Origin of the sequence: Streptomyces aidingensis (assembly GCF_900112355.1) — a bacterium.
Lineage (GTDB): Bacteria > Actinomycetota > Actinomycetes > Streptomycetales > Streptomycetaceae > Streptomyces > Streptomyces aidingensis.
Genome location: NZ_FOLM01000014.1, coordinates 135,855 through 156,193, shown reverse-complemented (window position 1 = coordinate 156,193; position 20,339 = coordinate 135,855). Strand labels below are relative to the sequence as shown.

16 protein-coding genes and 1 tRNA gene are annotated in these 20,339 nt (G+C 72.4%); 6 read left to right on the top strand and 11 right to left on the bottom strand.

The genetic code is table 11. The features are described 5' to 3' along the window. Window positions 1-60: 60 nt before the first annotated feature. A complete protein-coding gene (locus BM242_RS30925) occupies window positions 61-2,001 on the bottom strand; it encodes a VanW family protein (RefSeq protein WP_281254707.1) in 1,941 nt (646 codons plus the stop codon). A 381-nt stretch (window positions 2,002-2,382) separates the two neighbouring features. Between BM242_RS30925 and BM242_RS22725 the strand changes: the two genes are divergently transcribed. Continuing rightward, window positions 2,383-3,576, top strand: coding sequence for an ATP-grasp domain-containing protein (locus tag BM242_RS22725; protein WP_093840761.1), 1,194 nt, complete (start codon window positions 2,383-2,385; stop codon window positions 3,574-3,576). Between the two features lie 88 nt (window positions 3,577-3,664). On the opposite strand, the gene BM242_RS22720 is transcribed toward BM242_RS22725, so the two are convergent. Next, the gene (locus BM242_RS22720) at window positions 3,665-4,687 is read right to left on the bottom strand and encodes a GlxA family transcriptional regulator (RefSeq protein WP_093840760.1); all 1,023 of its coding nucleotides are present in this window, start codon (window positions 4,685-4,687) and stop codon (window positions 3,665-3,667) included. 51 nt (window positions 4,688-4,738) lie between these two features. Between BM242_RS22720 and BM242_RS22715 the strand changes: the two genes are divergently transcribed. Beyond that, window positions 4,739-5,134 (top strand): cupin domain-containing protein, encoded by a 396-nt coding sequence (locus tag BM242_RS22715; RefSeq protein ID WP_093840759.1) that lies wholly within the window; start codon window positions 4,739-4,741, stop codon window positions 5,132-5,134. A gap of 10 nt (window positions 5,135-5,144) precedes the next feature. On the opposite strand, the gene BM242_RS22710 is transcribed toward BM242_RS22715, so the two are convergent. Continuing rightward, the gene (locus BM242_RS22710) at window positions 5,145-5,681 is read right to left on the bottom strand and encodes a DinB family protein (protein WP_093840758.1); all 537 of its coding nucleotides are present in this window, start codon (window positions 5,679-5,681) and stop codon (window positions 5,145-5,147) included. Window positions 5,682-6,015: 334 nt separating this feature from the next. Between BM242_RS22710 and BM242_RS22705 the strand changes: the two genes are divergently transcribed. After that, window positions 6,016-7,014 (top strand): LacI family DNA-binding transcriptional regulator, encoded by a 999-nt coding sequence (locus BM242_RS22705; RefSeq protein WP_093840757.1) that lies wholly within the window; start codon window positions 6,016-6,018, stop codon window positions 7,012-7,014. A gap of 169 nt (window positions 7,015-7,183) precedes the next feature. Next, entirely contained in the window at window positions 7,184-8,617 is a 1,434-nt protein-coding gene (locus BM242_RS22700) for a glycoside hydrolase family 6 protein (RefSeq protein ID WP_093840756.1), read from the top strand. Between the two features lie 87 nt (window positions 8,618-8,704). Here BM242_RS22700 and BM242_RS22695 read toward each other — a convergent pair whose 3' ends face one another. Continuing rightward, window positions 8,705-9,616: a helix-turn-helix domain-containing protein gene (locus tag BM242_RS22695; protein WP_093840755.1), complete on the bottom strand. Its 912-nt coding sequence runs from the start codon at window positions 9,614-9,616 to the stop codon at window positions 8,705-8,707. A 206-nt stretch (window positions 9,617-9,822) separates the two neighbouring features. On the opposite strand from BM242_RS22695, the gene BM242_RS22690 reads away from it, so the two are divergent. After that, window positions 9,823-10,260, top strand: a complete 438-nt coding sequence (locus tag BM242_RS22690) for an ATP-binding protein (protein WP_175541531.1) — start codon at window positions 9,823-9,825, stop codon at window positions 10,258-10,260. Between the two features lie 34 nt (window positions 10,261-10,294). Here BM242_RS22690 and BM242_RS22685 read toward each other — a convergent pair whose 3' ends face one another. The 7 genes from BM242_RS22685 to BM242_RS22655 all read right to left on the bottom strand — a co-directional run bounded on the left by BM242_RS22685 (window position 10,295) and on the right by BM242_RS22655 (window position 18,764). Next, entirely contained in the window at window positions 10,295-10,921 is a 627-nt protein-coding gene (locus BM242_RS22685) for a TetR/AcrR family transcriptional regulator (protein WP_093840753.1), read from the bottom strand. Next, window positions 10,918-13,128 (bottom strand): glycoside hydrolase family 3 protein, encoded by a 2,211-nt coding sequence (locus BM242_RS22680; protein WP_093840752.1) that lies wholly within the window; start codon window positions 13,126-13,128, stop codon window positions 10,918-10,920. The genes BM242_RS22685 and BM242_RS22680 overlap by 4 nt, the downstream gene beginning before the upstream one ends. A gap of 173 nt (window positions 13,129-13,301) precedes the next feature. Beyond that, window positions 13,302-14,771, bottom strand: a complete 1,470-nt coding sequence (locus tag BM242_RS22675) for a glycoside hydrolase family 6 protein (protein WP_139238404.1) — start codon at window positions 14,769-14,771, stop codon at window positions 13,302-13,304. Window positions 14,772-15,014: 243 nt separating this feature from the next. Continuing rightward, window positions 15,015-15,791 (bottom strand): glycosyltransferase family 2 protein, encoded by a 777-nt coding sequence (locus tag BM242_RS22670; protein ID WP_175541530.1) that lies wholly within the window; start codon window positions 15,789-15,791, stop codon window positions 15,015-15,017. Next, window positions 15,788-16,600, bottom strand: a complete 813-nt coding sequence (locus BM242_RS28995) for a hypothetical protein (RefSeq protein ID WP_139238403.1) — start codon at window positions 16,598-16,600, stop codon at window positions 15,788-15,790. The genes BM242_RS22670 and BM242_RS28995 overlap by 4 nt, the downstream gene beginning before the upstream one ends. A 6-nt stretch (window positions 16,601-16,606) precedes the next feature. Continuing rightward, on the bottom strand, window positions 16,607-18,310 hold the full coding sequence (locus BM242_RS22660) for a polysaccharide pyruvyl transferase family protein (RefSeq protein WP_217652570.1): 1,704 nt from the start codon (window positions 18,308-18,310) through the stop codon (window positions 16,607-16,609). 370 nt (window positions 18,311-18,680) lie between these two features. Next, window positions 18,681-18,764, bottom strand: a tRNA-Leu gene (locus BM242_RS22655). 181 nt (window positions 18,765-18,945) lie between these two features. Here BM242_RS22655 and BM242_RS22650 point away from each other — a divergent pair. Continuing rightward, on the top strand, window positions 18,946-20,283 hold the full coding sequence (locus BM242_RS22650; protein ID WP_093840747.1) for a M20/M25/M40 family metallo-hydrolase: 1,338 nt from the start codon (window positions 18,946-18,948) through the stop codon (window positions 20,281-20,283). Window positions 20,284-20,339 lie beyond the last annotated feature (56 nt).

Genomic DNA, 20,339 nt, shown 5'->3' with positions numbered 1-20,339 from the left:
CTCCGCACCCTTCACCCGGTATGTCCGGGGGACGAGCGGTGAGCGCGGTGGGGGCGGGCGTCAGCCGCCGCCCGCGCCGGCGGTCTCGGAGGCCTCGGCGATGTTCTCGTCGGCCGCCGGGTCCGGCCGTCCGGCGCCCTCCTCCGATCCCTCGGGCTCGCAGACCACCTCGTCGCGCGGGGTGTAGTGGGTCTTGTAGGTCTCCCGCTTCACCTCGGCGCCGTCATTGCGGAACACCCGGTCCACCGAGACGTCGAAGCCCTCCAGCGGCGGCTGCGGCACGCACTCCTCGTCGGTGTTCACCCGGGTCTGCGGCTCGACGACCTTGGTGCGCGGACCGGTGACCGACTCCACCTCGTCGTACTTCCTGGTGCCCAGGAAGCTGATGGTGACCGAGGAGTCCGTGGCGGAGGCCTGGATGTAGACCGAGTTCCCCGAGTCGTTCTCCCAGCGGTTGTCCAGATGGCCCCAGGCCACCGTGGCCTCCCGGCCCTCCGGGTAGCGCTCGATGTAGAACGAGTGCGCGCCGTACTCCACCGGCTTCACCCCGGCGAAGAAGACCGCGTTGAACATGGTGGTGGCGACCGCCGAGACACCGCCGCCCTGCGCCTTCTGGTAGCGGTCGTCGAGGATGATCACGCCCTCCACGAACCCGTTCTCCGCGGTGCGCTCGCCGACCGTCTCGTTGAAGCTCCACACCTCTCCGGGCTTCACCAGCGAGCCGTTGATCAGCTCCGCGGCCCGCCCGATATTGGTGCTCCGGTACGGCGCCGGGTCGAAGTGGACGGTGAAGGAGGACATCTTCTCGGTGATGCCCAGCTCGTCCAGGTTGTCCGCGCTCAGCTCCGGCTCCACCTCCTCGGTGGCCACCTCGCCCGTGCGCTCCGCCCCGCCGCGGGTCAGCAGCGGCAGCACGGCATCGCCCAGGCCCTCGGTGTCGACCCGTACGCCGGGCCGGCCGTCCTCGACCACCGTCACCGCGTCGCCGTCCAGCCCCAGCACCGCGTTGACCGGCTCGGTGGCGGCCTCCTCCACCGCGGCGGCGACGGCCTCGTCCGCGGCCAGCCCCGCGCCGTCCAGCACCGGCTCCAGGGCGCCGCCGTCGTCCGGCTCCATGGACAGGTGGGCGCCGATGGTCGCGGGCGAGAGGGATATCCGGGTGTCCCCGGCGGTGAGCTCCACCGGGCCGGACATCGCCGGCTCGGCGAACTCGGACATCGCCCGCCGCACCTCGGCCGCGTCGGTGCGCGGCTGCGCCTCGGCCACCGGCAGCTCCACCGCATCGCCCGCGGGAGTGACCAGATAGCCGCCGCGCAGCACGTCCACGGAGTTCTCCACGTCCAGCGTGGTGCCGCCCCTGGGCTCCACGGCCTCCGGGCGGCCGTCCTTGAAGACGATGTCGCCCTCGACCAGCTCGGTGCCGCTCTCCTCGGCCAGGGTGTTCAGCGTCGCGGTGGCCTTGCCGCGGTCGACGGTGACCACCGGCTCCAGCTCGCCGCCGTCGGCGCCGAAGAGGCGGGCCAGCGGGCCGGGGCGTTCGGCCTGGTCCACGGTCTGCTCGAAGTCCAGCGCGAGCCCCGCCGCCACCGGGTCCACCTCGTGCACCCCGGCCCCGGCGTCCTCCGCGCCTGACCCCTGCTCCTGCTGGTCCTGGTCCTGGTCCTGGTCCTGGTTCTGGTCCTGGCCGGCGGCGGCCTCGTCCGCCGGGCCGACCCGGACCCGCAGCGGCTCCTTCAGCCGGGCCGCCAGCTCCTCGGCCAGCCGGTCCTCGGCCGCCTCGGGCGTCATGTCGCCGATCTCCACGCCCAGCACCGTGGTGCCCGGCGCGACGGTGTCGCCGCCCACAGTGAGCGAGCCCACATAGACCCCGCCCAGGCCCAGTACCAGGGCGCCGCCGATCAGATACGGCTTGGGCAGGGAGGTGACGCGTTCCCGGAGGGCGGCGATCCGGGACCCTTCGGTCCGGGGCGGCCGGGCGGGCGGCGGGGGTATCTGACTCACGAAACGGGGACTCCTCGCATGCGGCGGCGGCGCGGCGCCAGAACCAGGCGGCCGGGCCACTGGGAAGCGTAGCAAAACAGTGTTCGACACCTGAAAGGTGTAATGAGGGCGAAACGGTCAGCACTGCGGACGATCCGTAACACCGCCGTAGCAGCGGCACGGCTCCGGACGTCCTATGATCTTCGTAACACTCTTCGCCGGGCGGAAGACCTCCGAATCCGGTCACCGGTGCGCGCCCTCGCAACGTGTGCCCCGGTTCCGATCACCTCCGGCCGGCCCTCAGTGCATACAACGGCTCAGCAGAGCCTTCCTCACCGTGCCCGCGGAATGCGGACCGGTCAGTGTGAACAAAAACTCCGAGTGACATGAAAGGCGGCCCACATGGCACACCGCGTACGCGTCTGGCTCAACCGCACGTACGCGGAGAATGTCTTCTTCATCGATCAGCTGCACGATAATCCGCAGGGCCGGCCGGTCACCGTCCACGCCAGTCACACCGACCCGGACTCGCCGGTGCTGACGGCCGCCGACACCGCGGCCCTGGAGCCCGAGGAACTCTCCCCGGCCGGATACGTCGAGTACGCCCTCGACCAGTGCCGCCGCAACGCGTTCGACGTGTTCGTGCCGCGCTGGCACCAGGGTGTCATCGCCGCCCACCGGGCCGAGTTCGAGGCCATCGGCACCACCCTGCTCACTCCTCCCGCCGAGGCCGTCACCGCCTTCGAGGACAAGGACGCCGCCTACCGCGGCGCCAAGGACGCCGGACTCCCGGTGCCCCCGTGGTGGCGGGTCAGCGGCATCGACGGGCTGCTGGCCGCGGTCGACGCCATCGAGGCCGAGGGCGGCAAGGCGTGCTTCAAGCCCGCGGCCGGCGCGGGCGGCGAGGGCTTCCGGATCATCACGCGCGCCCCGTTCTCCCTGCTCCACCTCACCGGCTATCCCAGCTCCTATGTGCCGCTGGACCTGGTGGTACAGGCCCTGCGCGACACCCGGCGGAGCGTGGACTGGCTGGTCATGCCGCGGCTTGACGAGCCCGAGGTGTCCGTGGACTGCCTGACCGGCCCGGACGGCCGGGCCAGGCTGGCCGTGGGGCGGACGAAGAAGGGGCGCCGCCGGGGCTTCACCCTGCACCCGGCCTGGGTGGAGCCGGCCCGGCGGCTGGTGGAGACCTTCGCGCTGCACTATCTGTGCAATGTCCAGTTCCGGATGTACCGGGGAGAGCCGGTACTCCTCGACATCAACACCCGCCCGGCGGGCGGCCTGCATCAGCTCTCCCGGTGCGGGGTCAATGTTCCGTGGGCGGCCCTGCGGCTGGCGCTCGGCGAGGAGCCCGGCGACCTGACGCCCGAGCGGCTGGGGGCCGACTACGCTACGGTGCACACGCCGCGGCCGGTGCTGCCCCGCTCGCTGCCGGTCCAGCGCACGGCCGCCGCCGCCAACGCGGCAGACGCCGCGGAGGCCGCGGGCGCCGCCGAGGCCGCCGGGCCTCAGCCCCGGACCCGGCCGGCCGGAACGGCGGCGCCGGCCGACGCGCCCATGACGGCCGTGCCGCCGGCCCTGGGCACCACGGTCTGAGCGGAACCCGCGGGCACCGGCCCGGACCCGGGCCGGTGCCCACGGGCGGCATGAAGACCGCGTCGTACCCCCGGCGCCCCCGCCCCCGCTACCCTTCCCCCGCTCCCGCGCCTGCTCCCGTCACCGGCCCGAACCGCTGCCGGTACGCCGATGGCGTCAGGCCCGTCCGGCGCCGCATCAGGGCGCGCAGATGCGCGGCCGTCCCCAGCCCGGCGCGCCGCGCCACCACCTCCAGCCGGCTCTCGCCCCGCTCGATCAGCCGGCACGCCAGGGCCAGCCGCTCCCCGGTGAGCCAGGCCAGCGGGGTGGTGCCCAGCTCGGCCCGGAAACGACGGTGCAGCGTCGCCGGGCTGACCGCGGCGCGGGCCGCCAGCTCCGGGACGGTCAGCGGCTCGCCCAGCCGCTCCTGCGCCCAGGCCAGCACCGGCCCCAGGGACTCGTCCGGCGGATCGGGCACCGGCCGCTCGATGAACTGCCGCTGCCCGCCGTCCCGGTTGGCGGCGAAGACCAGCCGCCGGCTCACCGCGTTGGCGATCTCGGCCCCGTGATCGCGGCGCACGATGTACAGGCCGAGATCGAGCGCGGCGGCGCTGCCGGCCGCCGTCAGGATCTGCCCGTCGTCGACGAACAGCACATCCTCCGCCAGCCGCACGGCCGGGAAGCGGGCCCGGAACTCGTCCGCCCACTGCCAGTGCGCGGTGGCCCGCCGCCCGTCCAGGACCCCCGCCTCGGCCAGGGTGAAGGCACCGCTGCAGAAGCCGACCAGGCGCGCGCCGCGCGCGTGCGCCCGCCGCACGGCGTCGAGCACGGCCGGGCGGCGCGGCACCGCCACATCCGGCCGGTTGGGCACGATGACCGTATCGGCCTCCTCCGTGGCCTCCAGCGGGGCGACCCCGGTGAGGGTGAAGAAGCCGTCCCGCATCCGCGTGCGCGGCGTGGGGGAGCACAGCCGGAAGTCGTACAGCGCACGGCCGATCTCGGGCCTGCGCAGCCCGAACACCTCGGTCGCGCAACCCAGTTCGAACGGATTCGAGTTCTCGTCCACGATCACCACGACCCGGTGCGGACCGCCGGCCGCCGGCCGCGCGGCATGCGAGGATCGTTGCGCCATATGCGATTCCTAGCACTCGCGCCGGCTCGGCACAACGCCGAGACTCACCCCATGGACAACAACCCCATCGCCCTGGCCGACGCCCTGGCCACCTTCGACGCCCTGTGGAGCCCGCGCATCGTCACCCGGGTCAACGACTACGACGTGCGCGTCGCCAAGGTGCGGGGCGAGCATCTGTGGCACGTTCACGAGGACACCGACGAGTTCTTCCTGGTGATCGAGGGCGGGCTCGACATCGCGCTGCGCGAGCCGGGAGGCGAGCGCACCGTCCGGCTGCCCAGGGGCTCGGCCTTCACCGTCCCCCGGGGCACCGAGCACAAGCCCTCGTCCCCCGAGGGCGCCTCGATCCTGGTCTTCGAACCCGCCGGCACCTCCTCGGTCGGCGACCGGCACGACGACATCCCCGCCCACGTCGACGCCACGACCGGGCACGCCCTCGGCACCTGATACGGGCCCGTCACTCGCCGGTGAGGCCGTCCACCGACTCCCGGATCAGATCCGCGTGCCCGTTGTGCCGCGCATACTCCTCCACCAGGTGGAACAGGATCCACCGCAGGCTCGGCGCGCCCCGCCGGTCGGGGCGCCGGGCCCGCTGGTCGAGACCGCCCTCGGCCAGCGCCCGGCCGACCAGCGAGCGGGAACGTTCCGTCGCCTCATGCCACAGCCTGCGCAGCTCCTCGGGGCTGTCCCCGGCGGCCGAGTTCCACTCCCAGTCCGGGTCGGCCGCCCAGTCCACGGACGCCCAGACCGGGGCGGGCTCCAGCCCGTGCAGCCGGTACGCACACCAGTAGTCCTCCACCCAGGCCAGATGCTTGAGCATGCCGCCCAGCGTCATCGACGAGATCCCGACCGTGGCCCGCAGCCCCGCCGCGTCCAGGCCCGAGCACTTCCAGGCCAGCGTCGCCCGCTGGTAGTCCAGAAACCCCAGCAGTGTGCGGGTCTCGTCCGCCTGATCCGGCGGCTCCGGCCGCCCCTGAGCGTCCACATGCGTCATGGCCGGCGATCCTAGACATCCGCCCATCCCCCCGGCACCCTCTTTTCGCCCTTTCGCCCTTTCGCCCTTTCGCCCCGCCGGACCGCCCCGCCTGCCCTCCCGGGCCCCGGGTGTGCCGGTTGCCGCGGCAGCCGGCGCCGGGGCCGGGCCTCGTGCCCTGACGTACCTCCCCGGGCCCTCGGCCGCGTGGTGCGGAGAGTGCGCGCGTGATGTCTTGACGACTCGGACGACCGGGAGTTGACTGCGCTGCCAACGCGCCGGAACCGGTTCCGGGACCGGTCCCGGAACCGGTTCCGGCGCGTTGGCAGCGCCCCGACGACTCCAGGGAGCCCTCATGCGCGTCACCATCACAGACGTCGCCCGTGCCGCGTCGGTCAGCAAGACCACGGTCTCCCGGGTGCTCAACGGCAAGGACGAGGTGGATTCCGAGACCGCGGAGCGGGTCCGCACGGTGATCGCGGACCTGGGCTATGTGCCCAGCTCACGCGGGGTCAACCTGGCCCGGGGCAGCAGCCGGACGCTGGCCGTCCTGGTGCCCTCGCTGACCTGGCCCTGGGTCAGTGAGATGCTCCAGGGCGTCGCCGATGTGGTCGAGGCGCACGGCTACGGCCTGCTGCTCTTCACCTGCAACCGCGGCGAGGTGTCCATGGCCCAGTTCACCGGCCAGGTGTCGGCCCGGGCCTTCGACGGGCTGCTCGCCATCGTCCCGGGCCAGACCATGCCCGCCATCCAGACCCTGCACCGTCAGGGCCTGCCGATGGTGATCATCGACGACCAGGGGCAGCGCCCGCGGCTGCCCTCGGTCGCCACCACCAACGCCGAGGGCGGAGCCGCGGCTGCCCGCCATCTGCTGGACAGCGGACGCCGGGAGCCCCTGGTGGTCCTCGGCCCCCGGCACTTCGGCTGTGTCCGGGACCGGCTGGCGGGGTTCCGCGCCGTGCTTGCCGGGCGCGGCGTGGCACTGCGGCCGGAGCTGGTCCTGGACAGCGAGTTCACCCTGCCCTCCGGGCAGGCCGCGGTCGAGCGGGCACTGGCGGAGGGCCGGCGCTTCGACTCGGTCTTCGCCCTCAACGACCAGGCCGCCGTGGGCGCCCTCCATGCCCTGCGCGCCGCCGGGCGGCGTGTCCCGGAGGACGTCGCGGTGGTCGGCTTCGACGATCTGCCGCTGGCCGTCTCGGTCGATCCCCGGCTCACCACCGTGCGGCAGCCGATGCACGAGATGGGGGAGACCGCCGCGCGGATGCTGCTCGGTCATCTGGCCGGTACCCCGCTGCCCCCCGAGCCCGTTGTCCTGCCCACCGAGCTGGTGGTGCGGGCCTCGGCACCCGCCTGACCGCCGTCTCCCGCACCGGAAGCTGCCGTCCGCGCACGGGTCGGTGTGCGGGGCAGGGAAACGGAAGACGTCCGGCATCTCGCCAGAGGGTGACGGGCATGCTACGTTCCGGGGTTGGGAGCGCTCCCATCTCGTTCACGTTCATGCCCGACGTGAGGAGGCCGGCCGCATGTCTCTGTCCCACCTCGACGACTGGTTATCGCGCCTGGGGTGGCGTCGCCGCGGGGGCCGTCTCGCCGCAGCCGCCGTGGCCGCCTCGCTGCTGGCCGCACCGGCGCCGGCGGTCTCCGGCACCGCGCCCGCCCTTGGGGCGGAGAGCCGGGACGGCGGCCGGCCGGCGGCCGGGCCGGCCGGCCCCCGCCAGCCGCGGGCGGACAACCCCTATGCGGGCGTGCGGGTCTACGTCGATCCGGAGTGGGCCGCCCGGGCCCGGGCCCATCCGGGCGGCGCCGCCGTCGCCGGTCTGCCCACCGCCGTCTGGATCGACCGGGCAGCCGCCGTGCACGGCGCGGGCGGGACGGGCGGCCGGACCATGGGCCTGCGCGACCACCTGGACGCGGCGCTGGCCCAGGGCGCCGGCCTGATCCAGCTGGTGCTGCACAATCTGCCCGGCCGCTCCTGCGCCCGCCCGGCCTGGCACGGCGAGCTGGGGCCCGGGGACATCGGCCGCTACCGCACCGAGTTCATCGACCCGATCGCGGACATCCTCGGCGACCCGGCCTATGCCTCGCTGCGCGTGGTGGCCGTGATCGAGCCGGAGTCGCTGAGCAGCCTGGTGCTCCACACCCGGCCACGGCAGCCGGCCATCGCGCTGTGCGAGACCATGAAGGCCAACGGCAACTACCTGGCGGGCATCGGCTACGCGCTCGGCCGGCTGGGCGATCTGCCGCAGGTCTACCTCTATCTGGACGCCGGCCATCACGGAGCGCTGGGCCGGCCGGACAGCCGCATCCCGGTCGCGCAGCTCTTCTACCAGGCCGCCACCACGGCCGGTGCCCGGCCCGCCGATGTGCACGGCTTCACCGTCAATCTGGCCGGCTACGGGGCGCTGCGCGAGCCCTTTCTCCACCTCACCGACACCGTGCACGGCACCCCCGTCCACGACTCCCGCTGGATCGGGGGAAACCGCCATCTGGACGAACTCTCCTATGCCCGGACGCTGCGCGAACAGCTCGTCTCCTTCGGCTTCGGCTCCGGCATCGGGATGATCGTCGACACCTCCCGCAACGGCTGGGGCGGTCCGGACCGGCCCACCGGGCCGGCCGCCGGGGCGCCCGGGGTGGACAGCCATGTCAACGCCAGCCGGCTGGACCGGCGGCACAGCTCCACGCACTGGTGCAACCAGGAGAACGCGGGGCTGGGGGAGCGGCCGGCGGCGAGCCCCGGGCCGGGCATCGACGCCTACGCCTGGCTCAAGCCGCCGGGGGAGTCCGACGGTTCCGCAGCCGGGTTCCCCGGCGCCGCGGGGCGGCGGGCCGACCCGATGTGCGCGCCCCGCCACCCGGCGGGCCCGACCGGGGCGCTGCCCGGCGGACCGCCGTTCGGCCGCTGGTTCCCGGAGCATTTCACCCGGCTGCTGGCCAACGCCCAGCCACCGCTGTGAGGCCACCGGGGCGGCATGAAACGGGAGGGAGCCGCCCCGGCCAGGTGAGCCCCGCCGCCGTCCGAGGTCCCGCGGACCCGGCGGGGCTCATCCCTGGCCCGGTGCCCGTTCCGGTGCCCGTTCCGGTGCCCGTGCGGCCATCCGCTCCGCCACCGCCCCGATCAGCTTCACCGACTCCTCCGCGCCCAGTGCCTGCCCGTGCAGACGGCCGGCCGCCTCCCGGTAGGGCCCGGCCGCCTCGCCGTCCTCGATCAGCACCCGGCCGTCGCGCTGCTCGGCGCAGCCGTACTCGGCCCGCGGCGGCCCGCTGTAGCCGAACAGCCGGAAGCCGCCCCCGGACCCGGCGGTGCCCGCGTGCGCGCCGCCCGTGAACGGCACCACCCGCACGGTCAGCCGCTCCCGGCCGGCCAGCGCGGCCAGCCGCCGCAACTGCTCGGCCTGCACCCGGGGGCCGCCCACCGGACGGTGCAGCACGGCCTCGTCCAGCACGAAGTCCAGCTCCGGGCCGTCCGGCCGGTCCAGCAGCTCCTGCCGCTGCAACCGGATCCGCACCGCCCGCTCGGTCTCCGTCTCCGCCGCCCCCTCCGCGGCGGCCAGGGCGGCGCCGGCGTAGCGCTCGGTCTGCAGCAGCTCGGGCACCAGCAGCGGGCTGAATTCGAACACGGTGCTCGCCGAGGTCTCCAGATCGATGAGCTGCGCCGGCGCCCGGCCGATCACTCCGGGCTGCTGCCACCAGCCGCGCCGCCGGCTCTCCCGGTTCAGCTCGATCAGCCCGGCGAACGCCTCGTGCTCCTCCGTCACCCCGTAGAGTCTGAGCAGCTCGACGAGTTCGGGACGGCTGAGCGGACTGCGCCCGCTCTCCACCCGGCTGATCTTGGAGTCGTCCGCATCGATGCACTCGCCCGCGGTCTCCTGGGTGACCCCGGCGTGCTCCCGCAGCCGCCGGAGTTCCACCCCGAGCCGGTATCTGCGTACCGTTGCCACTGGCCGGGTCATCATCGCCGCCTCCTCGTTCCGTCGGCGAGGGCCAGTCTGCACCCGGGACCGGAGTGCGAGTCTGCAATTCACGGTTCACCACTCGAACGAGTGAAGAAATGCAGATTCTTACTCAAGTCCTCTGTTGCGGCTCCGCACTTCGCCCCATGCTGTAGTGCCTGCGCCGCCCGACGATGCGCGCAGCCGCCGCGTCGCTGGAGGTACCTCCGATGTCCGTCACCGAACCGCTGGCCGAAGACCGGCACTCCTACGCCTGGGATCTGCTGGTCCGTCCGCGGGAGATCGAGCGCTGGCGCAACGAGGTGGCCGGGGCGCTGCGGGCCATGGGCGCCGCCCCGGAAGCGGTCGGCCTCGCCCGGCTGGGCATCTCCGAACTCCTCAGCAACGCGGTCAAACACGTCCCCGATCCGCACTGCCGGCTCCGGGTGCTGCGGGTCGGCGACGCGGTGCTCGTCCAGTTGTACGACCGCTCCCGGGACATCCCGGTCATCCCGGCCGAGGAGCCCGATCCGGAGAGCCCCGCCGGACGCGGCCTGTGGCTGCTCCGCCAGACCGCCACCGCCCTCGGCTACACCCACACCCCCGACGGCAAGTCCGTCTGGTTCCGCACCCCCCTCCACCCCGCCGGGGACGCCCTGGCCTTCTGAGCCTGCCGCCCGGGCGGGGACGGCCGCGCCGCCGTCAGGGCGGCGGGAGGACCCGGCCGGCGGCCCGGTCCCATTCGGCGACCAGGTCGAAGGCGTCCGGATCGCGCAGCCACTGCTCCTCCAGGCCTCCCATCAGGGCCAGCAACTGCCGCGCGGTGGACAGCGGTTCCGGCACCTTGCCGGTGACCGCCCGGGTGAAGTCGGCCAGCACCCGGGCGTCCCGCTCACGGAAGTACTCATAGGCCGGGTGGCCCCGGTAGAGGGACTCGGTGCGCAGCATCGAGTACAGCCGTACCAGTTCGGGCTGGGTGCTGTTGCGCACCACGAAGCCGCGCAGCAGCTCCCGGAACCGGGCGAGGGACAGCTCCCCGGGCAGCCCGGCCCGGCTCCCGTCGCCGGTGACGGCGGCCAGATCGCGGCGGTCGCGCTCCTGGAGCAGCGCGATCAGCAGCCCGTCCTTGGTGCCGACATGGTGCAGCACCCCGGCCACGGTCATGGAGCAGGCGTCCGCGACGTCCTGCATGCTGAAGCCGTAGTAGCCGCGCTGCCCCACGATCCGGGTGGCCGCCCGGAGGATCTGACGGCGCCGCTCGGCCTGCGGCAGCCGGGTCCGTTCCGCTCTCCCCCGTCGCTCCCGTCCCTCCTGCGGGCTGTCGCTCATCGGGCCGGTGTCACCCGGATCGCCCGCGGGTCGTGGGCGTGGGCACCGACCTCCAGGACGACCTCCTCCGGCGCGGGCGGCACCCGGCGCCCGGCCGCGGCGTCCCAGACCGCCAGCGGGGTGAAGGAGACCGGCACCTCCACGGTGGCCGAGCCGCCGGCCGCCACCTCGACCGGGGCGAAGCCGGTCAGCATCAGCTCCCCGGCATAGGCGCCGCGGGTGCGCCGGCCGTAGACCTGGACCACATGGCGGCCGTCCCGGTCACCGGTGTTGGCGACCCGTACGGTCAGCCGCAGCCCGTCACCGCCGTGGAGGGCGGCGGTGACCTCCTCCAGCGCGAAGGTGGTGTAGGACAGGCCGAAGCCGTGCGGGAAGGCCGGCGCCACGCCGAGCCGGTCCAGCAGCCGCTGGCCGTGGAACCGGTCGTAGGTGACGGCGGTGGCGTCGCGGTCGAAGGGCGGCAGATGGTCCGCGGAGACGGGCACCGAGAACGGCAGCCGGCCGGACGGGTTGCGGGCGCCGGTGAGCACATCGGCCAGCGCGTGCCCGCCCGCCATGCCCGCGTACCACATCATCAGCACCGCCGGGACCCGCTCCCGCCAGCCCTCGGTGAGCACCGCGCCGGCCGCCACCACGGCGACCACGGTGCGCGGATTGGCCGCCGCCACGGCGCGGATGATCTCCTCGTCCACCGGGCGCAGGGTGAGCGCGGCGCGGTCACCGCCGTAGCCCTCGTCCGTCATCACCACATTGCCCTCGCCCCCGGCCGGACCCGCGTCCGCCCCGGAGCCGGGGCCGTGCTCCGGGCGGGGCGGGAAGAGGGCCAGCAGCTCGGGCCGGTTCAGGGTCTCGGCGCCCACGTACTCACCCTCGTCGCGGGCGTCGAAGCCGGCGATCACCACCGCCGCGTCGGCCTCCCGGGCCGCCCGTGCCGCCCGCTCCGGGTCGTCCTCGGTGACCACCGTGACGGTGGCGTCCGGGAAGGCGGCGGTCAGCCCCTCCAGCGGGGTGCAGTGGTCCGGCGGGCGCACATGCGAGGAGCCGAAGTCCCCCATGTTGGGCGCGGTGGCCAGCCGGCCGATGACGGCCAGGGAGGTGATCCGGGCCGGGTCCAGCGGCAGCACCGGTGCGCCCGGGCCGTCCCCGTGGGGCGGCGGGACCGGCTCGTTCCTCAGCAGCACCATGGCACGGCCGGCGACCTCCCGGGCCAGCGCCCGGGCCCCGGCACCGGCCATGATCTCCGGGCCGTGGCCGCCCTGCGCGCGCCGGGCGTAGGAACGCAGTTGGGCGGCCAGCAGCCGCACCCCCGCGCGCTCCACCGACTCCCAGGAGGTGCGGCCGGCGGCGAGCTGCCCGCGCAGGTCCCGGGCCCGCTGCTGGGCGAACGGCTCCTCCAGGTCCAGGCCGGCCTCCAGGGAGGCGGCGGCGTCCCGCAGGCCCCAGATGAAGTCGCTCACCGTGATGCCGTCCCAGCCCCAGCGGTCGCGCAGCACCTCGGTGAGCAGATACCGGTTCTGGCCCGCCCATTCGCCGTTCACCGAGTTGTAGGCGGACATGACCGCGGCCACGCCCTCGTCCACGGTCCGCTTGAAGTGCGGCAGATAGACATCGTGCAGGGTGGCCTCGTCGATGGACACATCCACGGTGAACCGGGCGTTCTCCATGGAGTTCAGGGCGTAGTGCTTGACGCAGGCCATGACGTGGTGCTGCGCGCCGCGGGTCAGCGCCGCCCCGAACTCGCCGAGGTGGTACGGGTCGTCGCCGTAGGTCTCCTGGGCCCGGCCCCACGCGGGGTGGCGCGGCAGATTGATGCAGACGCCGCCGAAGAAGTTGCCGCCCTGGGCGCGGATCTCCCGGCCGATCACCTCGCCCACCCGCTCCTCCAGGGCGGTGTCCCAGGTGGCGCCGCGGGCCATGGAGACGGGGAAGGCGGTGCCGTGGCCGGCCACGCAGCCGCGCGGCCCGTCCACGAACCGGATGCCGGGGATGCCGAGGCGGTCCACCGCCCCGTGCACATAGGGGCGGACGTTGTAGCCCTCGGTGATCATGGCGTCCATACCGGCCCAGAACGGGGTGTCGCCGTCGAGCAGGGACAGCCGTTCGTCCTCGGTGAGCCGCCGCCAGAGCTTCCGGGCCTCACTCTCCGGCTCCGTTCCGGCGCGGACCGCGCCGACCGCCGTCTCGAAGGCGTTCCGCTCCTCGCCCATGGCCGTCCCTCCGTGTCCTCGCACCGGTCCGCCGTGCTGTGGCCACTACCTACTAAGTGCTCAGTAGGTAGTGGCGGGAGCCTATACCGGCACGGAGAACGCGGGAACCCCGCCGCGCGGCGCGGCGGGGTTCCTCGGTGCGGGGTCACCATGGTGGTGATACCCCGGCCGGATCAGTTGAGGACGATGTCGGTCGGAGGCGGGTTGCTGCCGGAGTAGGTGGCGTTGAAACCGATGGTGACCGAGCCGCCGTCCGGCACAGTGCCGTTCCAGGGGGCGCTGGAGCAGGTCACCACGGCGCCGCTCTGCGAGCAGGAGCCGTTCCACGTCTGGGTGAGCTGCTGGTTGCCGGGCCAGGTCCAGGTCACCTGCCAGCCGCTGAGCGAGGAACCGTCGCAGGAGATGGTCACCTGGCCGGTGAAGCCGTTGGGCCACTCGTTGAGCACCTGGTAGGTGGCGTCGCAGCCGTCGCCGTTGCCTCCGGTGGTCCCGCCGTCGGTGGTGCCGCCGTCCGTGGTGCCGCCGTCGGTCGTCCCCCCGTCCGTGGTCCCGCCGTCGGTCGTCCCCCCGTCCGTGGTCCCGCCGTCCGTGGTCCCGCCGTCCGTGGTGCCGCCGTTCGTGGTGCCGCCGGAGCCGCCCGGGTCCTCGGCGTTCTGGGCCAGCTCATAGGCGATGTCCGGCAGGAACTGGCCGGCCGAGCCGGCGCAGCCGTCGGCCTCGCCCGGGGGCTTCACCCACAGGAAGGCGTCGATCTGCGCATCACCGGTGTTGGCGGTCGGCGCCCGCCCGGTGCCCCGGCCGGACGGGTCGCACCACTCACCGTCCGCGGCGGGGCCCCGGCCATTGCGCGAGGTGTCGATCACGGCGCCCTGAGCGGTGCCGCCGAGCTGGTTGAGCACGGCCTTGGCGAAGCTGATCTCGTCGGCGGTGGAACGGTAGTTGGAGACGTTGCTGTAGATGCCGTCGCCGTTCTGCGCCGCACCCGCGGCACGCAGCCGGTCCGCCATGGTGCCCGCCGGGTTCCACGCCGAGTGCCCGGCGTCGTAGTACACCTTGGCCTGCGGGTTGGCCTGGTGGATGACCCGGCCGGCCCGGGACAGCGAGGAATTGCGGTCGGCCAGCTCCTGGCTGCCCAGGCAGGAGATCAGCGCCAGCGAGTCCGGCTCCAGGATCACGACCACCGGGTCGTCGCCCAGGCCGGCGGCGAAGCCGTCCATCCAACTGTCGTAGGCGGAGAAGGAGGGCGCCCCACCGGCCGAGGCGCCGCCGCAGTCACGGTTGGGCAGCATGTAGGCGACCAGCACCGGGGTCTGTCCGGCCGAGGCGGCCGGGCCGGTGATCGCCTGCACGTCCTGGGTCACCGTGGAGGGCTCGTAGTTGGCGAACCAGATGCCCTGCGGACGGTCGCCGATCACCTGGCTGATCAGCGGCCGGCGGGAATCCGAGGGGTTGGCCGCCAGCCAGCGCGCCACCTGGGAGTCCGGGTCCTTGTAGAAGACGGTGTCGGACGGCAGCTCGGCCGAGGCCTGCTGCGGCAGGGCGAACATCAGGCCGCCGAGGACGGCCGTGACCACACCGCCGACCAGCGTGGCCAGCCGCCTCTTCCGCCGCGTACGGTGCTGCTTGCGGCTCACTTCATTCACTTCGCTACTCCGCATCTTCCCGTGGGGGGCCGCCGTCCGTGACGGACAGGACAACGGCAGGTTGCGATGGGAGCGCTCCCATGATGGGGGAGGCTACAACGGAGCGGCGAAGCTGTAAACGAATCCCGCAGCAAACCATCGAAATATTCGACGCGTTCGCCCGCGCCCCGGCCGGCCCGGACCCGGGCCCACCGCGTCCGCGGCACCGTGCCGGACGCGGTGGGAGGCGCAGGCCATGGGCGGTCAGACGCCCCGCGGGGGGCGGGTGCGGTTCCCTATGAAGGACATCAGCAGCCGCCAGTGTCCCAGGCTGTCCCGGTTCTTCAGGCCGAACGCCACCCGCGCCCAGAGGGCCCGGTCCCCGAAGACCCGGTTTATGGCCACGGCACGGGCATGGCTGTCCTCCGGAGTGCCCCACCGGGAGCCGGAACTCACCACGGGGTGCCGGCCGAATATCTCCGGCACGGCATCCCCGCTCAGCCCCGCGCGCAGCAGATCGCTGATGAAGATGTACTCGTCGCCCAGGTGCAGCGGGGCGCCCGCGCCGAAGCGTTCGTCGAACCACAGGTCCTTGGCCCTGATCTGGTCCAGATCGACCAGCATCTCGTAGGTGGCCGCCTTGGCCGAGTTGTAGAGGGTCAGCCGGGTGACCGACCGCGGGTACTTCTTCCGCATCACGCCGGAGGGGTCCACCGCCCGGCCCAGGGCCAGCGCGTGTCCGGTCTGCTGGAGATGGCGGATGCCCGCGGCTATCCCCTCCGGGTCGATCACCACGTCGTCGTCGCAGAACAGCAGATAGCGGCCGGTCGCGTGCGCTATGGCCGCGTTGCGGCTCTTGGCGACCCCGCGGCCGGGGACCGGCACCACCCGGGCCTGCGGCAGCCGGGGGAGTTGCCCCAGCTGACCGCCCTGCACGCACACCAGGACCTCGGTCTCCGGCCCGATGCCCTCCGCCGAGATGCCGGGGGCGCGCTCCAGCAGGGTGGAGAACGCGACGGTCAGAAGTGCCCGCTCGGTCACGATGTCACCTCGGCCTTTCCCGTGGGCTCCCACGACCGTGCCCCGGTACGCGCGGTAGCCCGGGCGAACCGGGTGATGCCCGCCGAGAGCGTGCCGAGCTGTCCGGAGAGCAGACGCAGCGCCAGGAACATGATGATCGCATCCGAACTGGGAATCTCACCCGTCAGGGCGCGATACAGCATGAAGGCCAGGACCACCACCATGACGGTGCTGGCCAGGATCGAGCCGAACTCCGCGTTCCTGATGCGCCCGCCCACCCGCTGCGCGATGGCCGGCGAGCCGGGGCGGGTGCCCACCTTGATGTACTCCTGCTGGCGACTGAGCTCGCGGCGGTAGAGCACGGACACGCCGTACAGCACCGCCGCGCTGGCCACGACGTTCAGAATCGCCGTCGGCCAGTCGATCAGGAAGAACAGGGCGCTGAACATCACCGCCTGCACCAGGCTGACCAGCACCGCGGACAGTTCGAAGGCCAGCGCCCACTCCCAGCTCTCCTGGCTGGGCTTGCTGTTGCGGCCGGAGGTCTCGAAGCCCTTCCGGAAGACCCGCACCCGCAGCAGCCGGACCAGGTGGTGGGCGCCCCTGGTCACCGCGAACGCGAGGAAGAACAGGCAGACCGGCAGGATCAGCTCGTTCTTGTTCTCCGCGAACGTCTCCGGCCCTTCGAGAATCAGGGAGGAGAACATCCTCAGCACTGCCATCTCCGCGACCGGGACCGCCGCCGTCACCATGATCAGCAGTGCGACGGCCGCTCGGCTCGCCCGGGTGGTGAACAGCCCCCGGAAGACCGTGAACAGGTGGGAGATCATCGCGGATCAGGCGATCCGGGAGAGAATCGCGGTGACTCCCGAGGCGACCGCCTGTTCGACCTCGTCCAGCTTGTCGTCGGTGATCTTCTCCTTGGACATCATGGAACCGAGGTCGAGGCGGGTCAGGTCGGGACTGACGACGACCGGCTCGTACACCGTGTCCAGGCCGGCGCCCAGGCAGTAGTCGCGGTACTTGATGCCGTTGCCGTGAACCGTGCTCTCCATGCCCTCGAAGGTGACCAGTGCGCAGGGGATGCCGTAGCTGTGGCAGATGATCATCACATGCATCGCGCTGGTGACCACGGCGTCGTACTCGTTCAGTTTGGTGACGAAGGTGCGGATCGCGTCCGGATGCGACATCAGCACGCTGAGCTCCTCCATGCCCTCCGGGAGAGTCACCGGAAGATTCGCATGCGTGAAGTGCCGGACGAGCACCGTCTTGCCGTTGGTCAGCCCTCGCTGCACCGGGACGATGCGGGAGATCAGGACTCCGGGGTCACCCAGGCTGTCGACGAGCGGCCCGCCGCTGCGCCGCACGACCTCCGCCGTGATGGGCCCCCGCACCGAGAGGTATTCGGCCTTGCGGTCGAGCTCCAGCTCGTCGGTGCTGATGCCGGTGCCGACGACGATGGAGCTCGGCTTGATGAAGCGCCCGATGGAACCGACCGACATCAGGTGCGGATCGGTCGACGGGCTGGTGGGGCCCTGGTAGACGATGGACCGCTCGGTCTTCTCGGCGAAGATCATCGGGCCGAGCCAGTCGCCGAAGTTCCCGGGGAACGGCTTCGCCCACCACGCCAGCTTGATCGGCTCGGCATCCGGCTTCCGGCCGGCGTACACGGCAAAGGCGTCCGCCGCCTTCTTGGCCGCGATCTCCGCCGGAGTGGGAATTCCGCTGGACGTCAGCCGCAGATACGCGTCCTCCAGCCGCGACTTCTCACCGCGCTGGCCGGCCATGATCATTTCGGTGCTTATCCGCTGCCGGTGCCGGGGGCCCGCGCCACTGGCGACCAGGCCGCCGCTGGTGAGCAGATGCGTCAGTCCCGCGCTGTCGGCGAGCCTCCGCAGCGGCTTGGAGGCGCGTTCCGGCAGCCTCCGCTCGACGAGCTTGGCGCCGCGCAGTGCCTGCCGCCGGGCCCGGCGGAACAGCGGCACCGAGGTGCCCTGATCGACGCCGCCGTGCTGGACCACCACGTCCTTGAAGTCCTTGACGTGGCCGCTGGACCCGAAGGAGTAGAAGGCGGTGACCCCCTCCGGATTCCCGGTGGCCTTGGAGAGCACGGCGACCGAGGGAATCACCTGGAAGGACATGTTCGCGGCATTGGCCCGCCAGGACTCCTCGAAGAAGTAGTCGTCCGTGGCCTTGATGTCGGCGTTCTGCTCCAGGACCTTGGCGTCCTCGATGAACTTCCTCGCCATGGGCGTGGTGTTGACGCCGAAGAAGCACGGCTCCCAGAACCTGGTGCGGTTGGCGTAGCCGATGCGCAAGGGTGAGCTGAAACCGCGCTGGAAACCGATGAGGTCGGCGGTGAAGTCCACCACATAGGGCGGGAACTTCAGGATGACGCAGTCGACATCCGTCCAGAAGACCTTCTTGTCCGGGTTCTCCTCACAGACCCGCGCCAGAAAGCCGATCTTTTTCCGGCAGATGTCCGCCCAGTCCTCGCCCTCGGCCTTGTGAATCTCTTCCAGCTCGTACGCGACTCCCATGCGCTCAAGATTGTCGCGCAGCGTATTGGCGTGGCTACGATAGTAATCGTCCGCTGTGTAGAAAGAGCATACGAGTATGTGGGAGAGATCCATGACCGTCCTCGGCGGGCGATTGCACTGACACGGCGCCGCTGCTCTGCTGATCGTGTGGGCGCGGAGCCGCATGATGGGAGTACCGGAGAGCTTACCTAACGGTGCAGGGTGCTCCCCGCCCTCCCGGGCGGAGGGTGACGAAGAGCTCCCCGGTGGCGGGGAAGGAGTTCCTTGACATCACGGAAAACGGACAAAGGTCTACGAAATGGGTGACCCGGCTGCTTCCCGTGTTGCTCCCCCGGAATGACGAAAGGCCCCGCGAACAGGGCCTTGCGAATGTCCGAGGGGGGACTTGAACCCCCACGCCCTTAACGGGCACTAGCACCTCAAGCTAGCGCGTCTGCCATTCCGCCACCCGGACCCGTGTGGTGACGGGGGCAACCATAGCAAAGGACGGAGGTGCGTGATCAAGGTGCGCGATCGAGGAGCGTGATCAAGGGGTGTGACCGGGGCGGCCGGGGCCGGGCGGTGTCCCCGGGCTCCTTGGGCGGGGCGGGGGACAGGGGGGAGGATGAGGACACCCCAGCAAAGAGGAGGACGACGTGAGCGACGCAGCCGCGGCGGAGGACACCGGTTCGGCGGGCACGGCGGAGCAGGAAGTGGCCGGCCTGTGCCAGGACCTCATCCGGATCGACACCAGCAACTACGGCGACGGCTCCGGCCCCGGGGAGCGGGCCGCCGCCGAGTATGTGGCCGAGAAGCTCGCCGAGGTCGGCCTGGAACCGCAGATCTTCGAGTCGCGCCCCGGCCGGGCCTCCACCGTGGTCCGGATCGAGGGCGCCGACCCGTCCCGTCCCGGACTGCTGATCCACGGCCACACCGACGTGGTCCCGGCCAACGCCGACGACTGGACCCGCCATCCCTTCTCCGGCGAGATCGCGGACGGCTGCGTCTGGGGCCGGGGCGCGGTGGACATGAAGGACATGGACGCCATGACACTGGCCGTGATCCGTGACCGGGTGCGCACCGGGCGGAAGCCGCCCAGGGACGTGGTGCTGGCCTTCGTCGCGGACGAGGAGGCGGGCGGGGTCCACGGCGCCCGGTATCTGGTGGACCGCCATCCGGAGCTGTTCGAGGGGGTCACCGAGGCGATCAGCGAGGTGGGCGGATTCTCCTTCACGGTCAACGAGAAGCTGCGGCTGTATCTGGTGGAGACCGCCCAGAAGGGCATGCACTGGATGCGGCTGACCGTCGAGGGCACGGCCGGCCACGGCTCGATGACCAATGACGACAACGCCATCACCGAACTGTGCGAGGCCGTGGCCCGGCTGGGCCGGCACCGCTTCCCGGTCCGGGTCACCAAGACCGTCCGCTCGTTCCTGGACGAGCTCTCCGACGCGCTGGGCACCGACCTCGATCCGGAGAACATGGAGGAGACCCTCGCCAGGCTGGGCGGCATCGCGAAGATCATCGGCGCCACGCTGCGCAACACCGCCGCGCCCACCCAGCTCGAAGCGGGCTACAAGGTGAACGTCATCCCCGGGCAGGCCACCGCCGCCGTGGACGGCCGCTTCCTGCCCGGCTTCGAGGAGGAGTTCCTGGCGGATCTGGACCGGGTGCTCGGGCCGCGGGTGCGGCGCGAGACCGTGCACTCCGACAAGGCGCTGGAGACCACCTTCGACGGTGCGCTGGTGGACGCCATGCAGGCCGCGCTGCGGGCCGAGGACCCGATCGCGCACGCCGTGCCGTACATGCTCTCCGGCGGCACGGACGCCAAGTCCTTCGACGACCTCGGCATCCGGGGCTTCGGCTTCGCCCCGCTGAAGCTGCCGCCGGAGCTGGACTTCGCCGGCATGTTCCACGGTGTGGACGAGCGGGTCCCGGTGGACGGACTGCGCTTCGGCACCCGGGTGCTGGACCGGTTCCTGGATCTGTCCTAGCGCCCGGCCGGGCGGGATCGCGCCAGAGTGATCGTCGTGTAATCACTCAGCCGTGC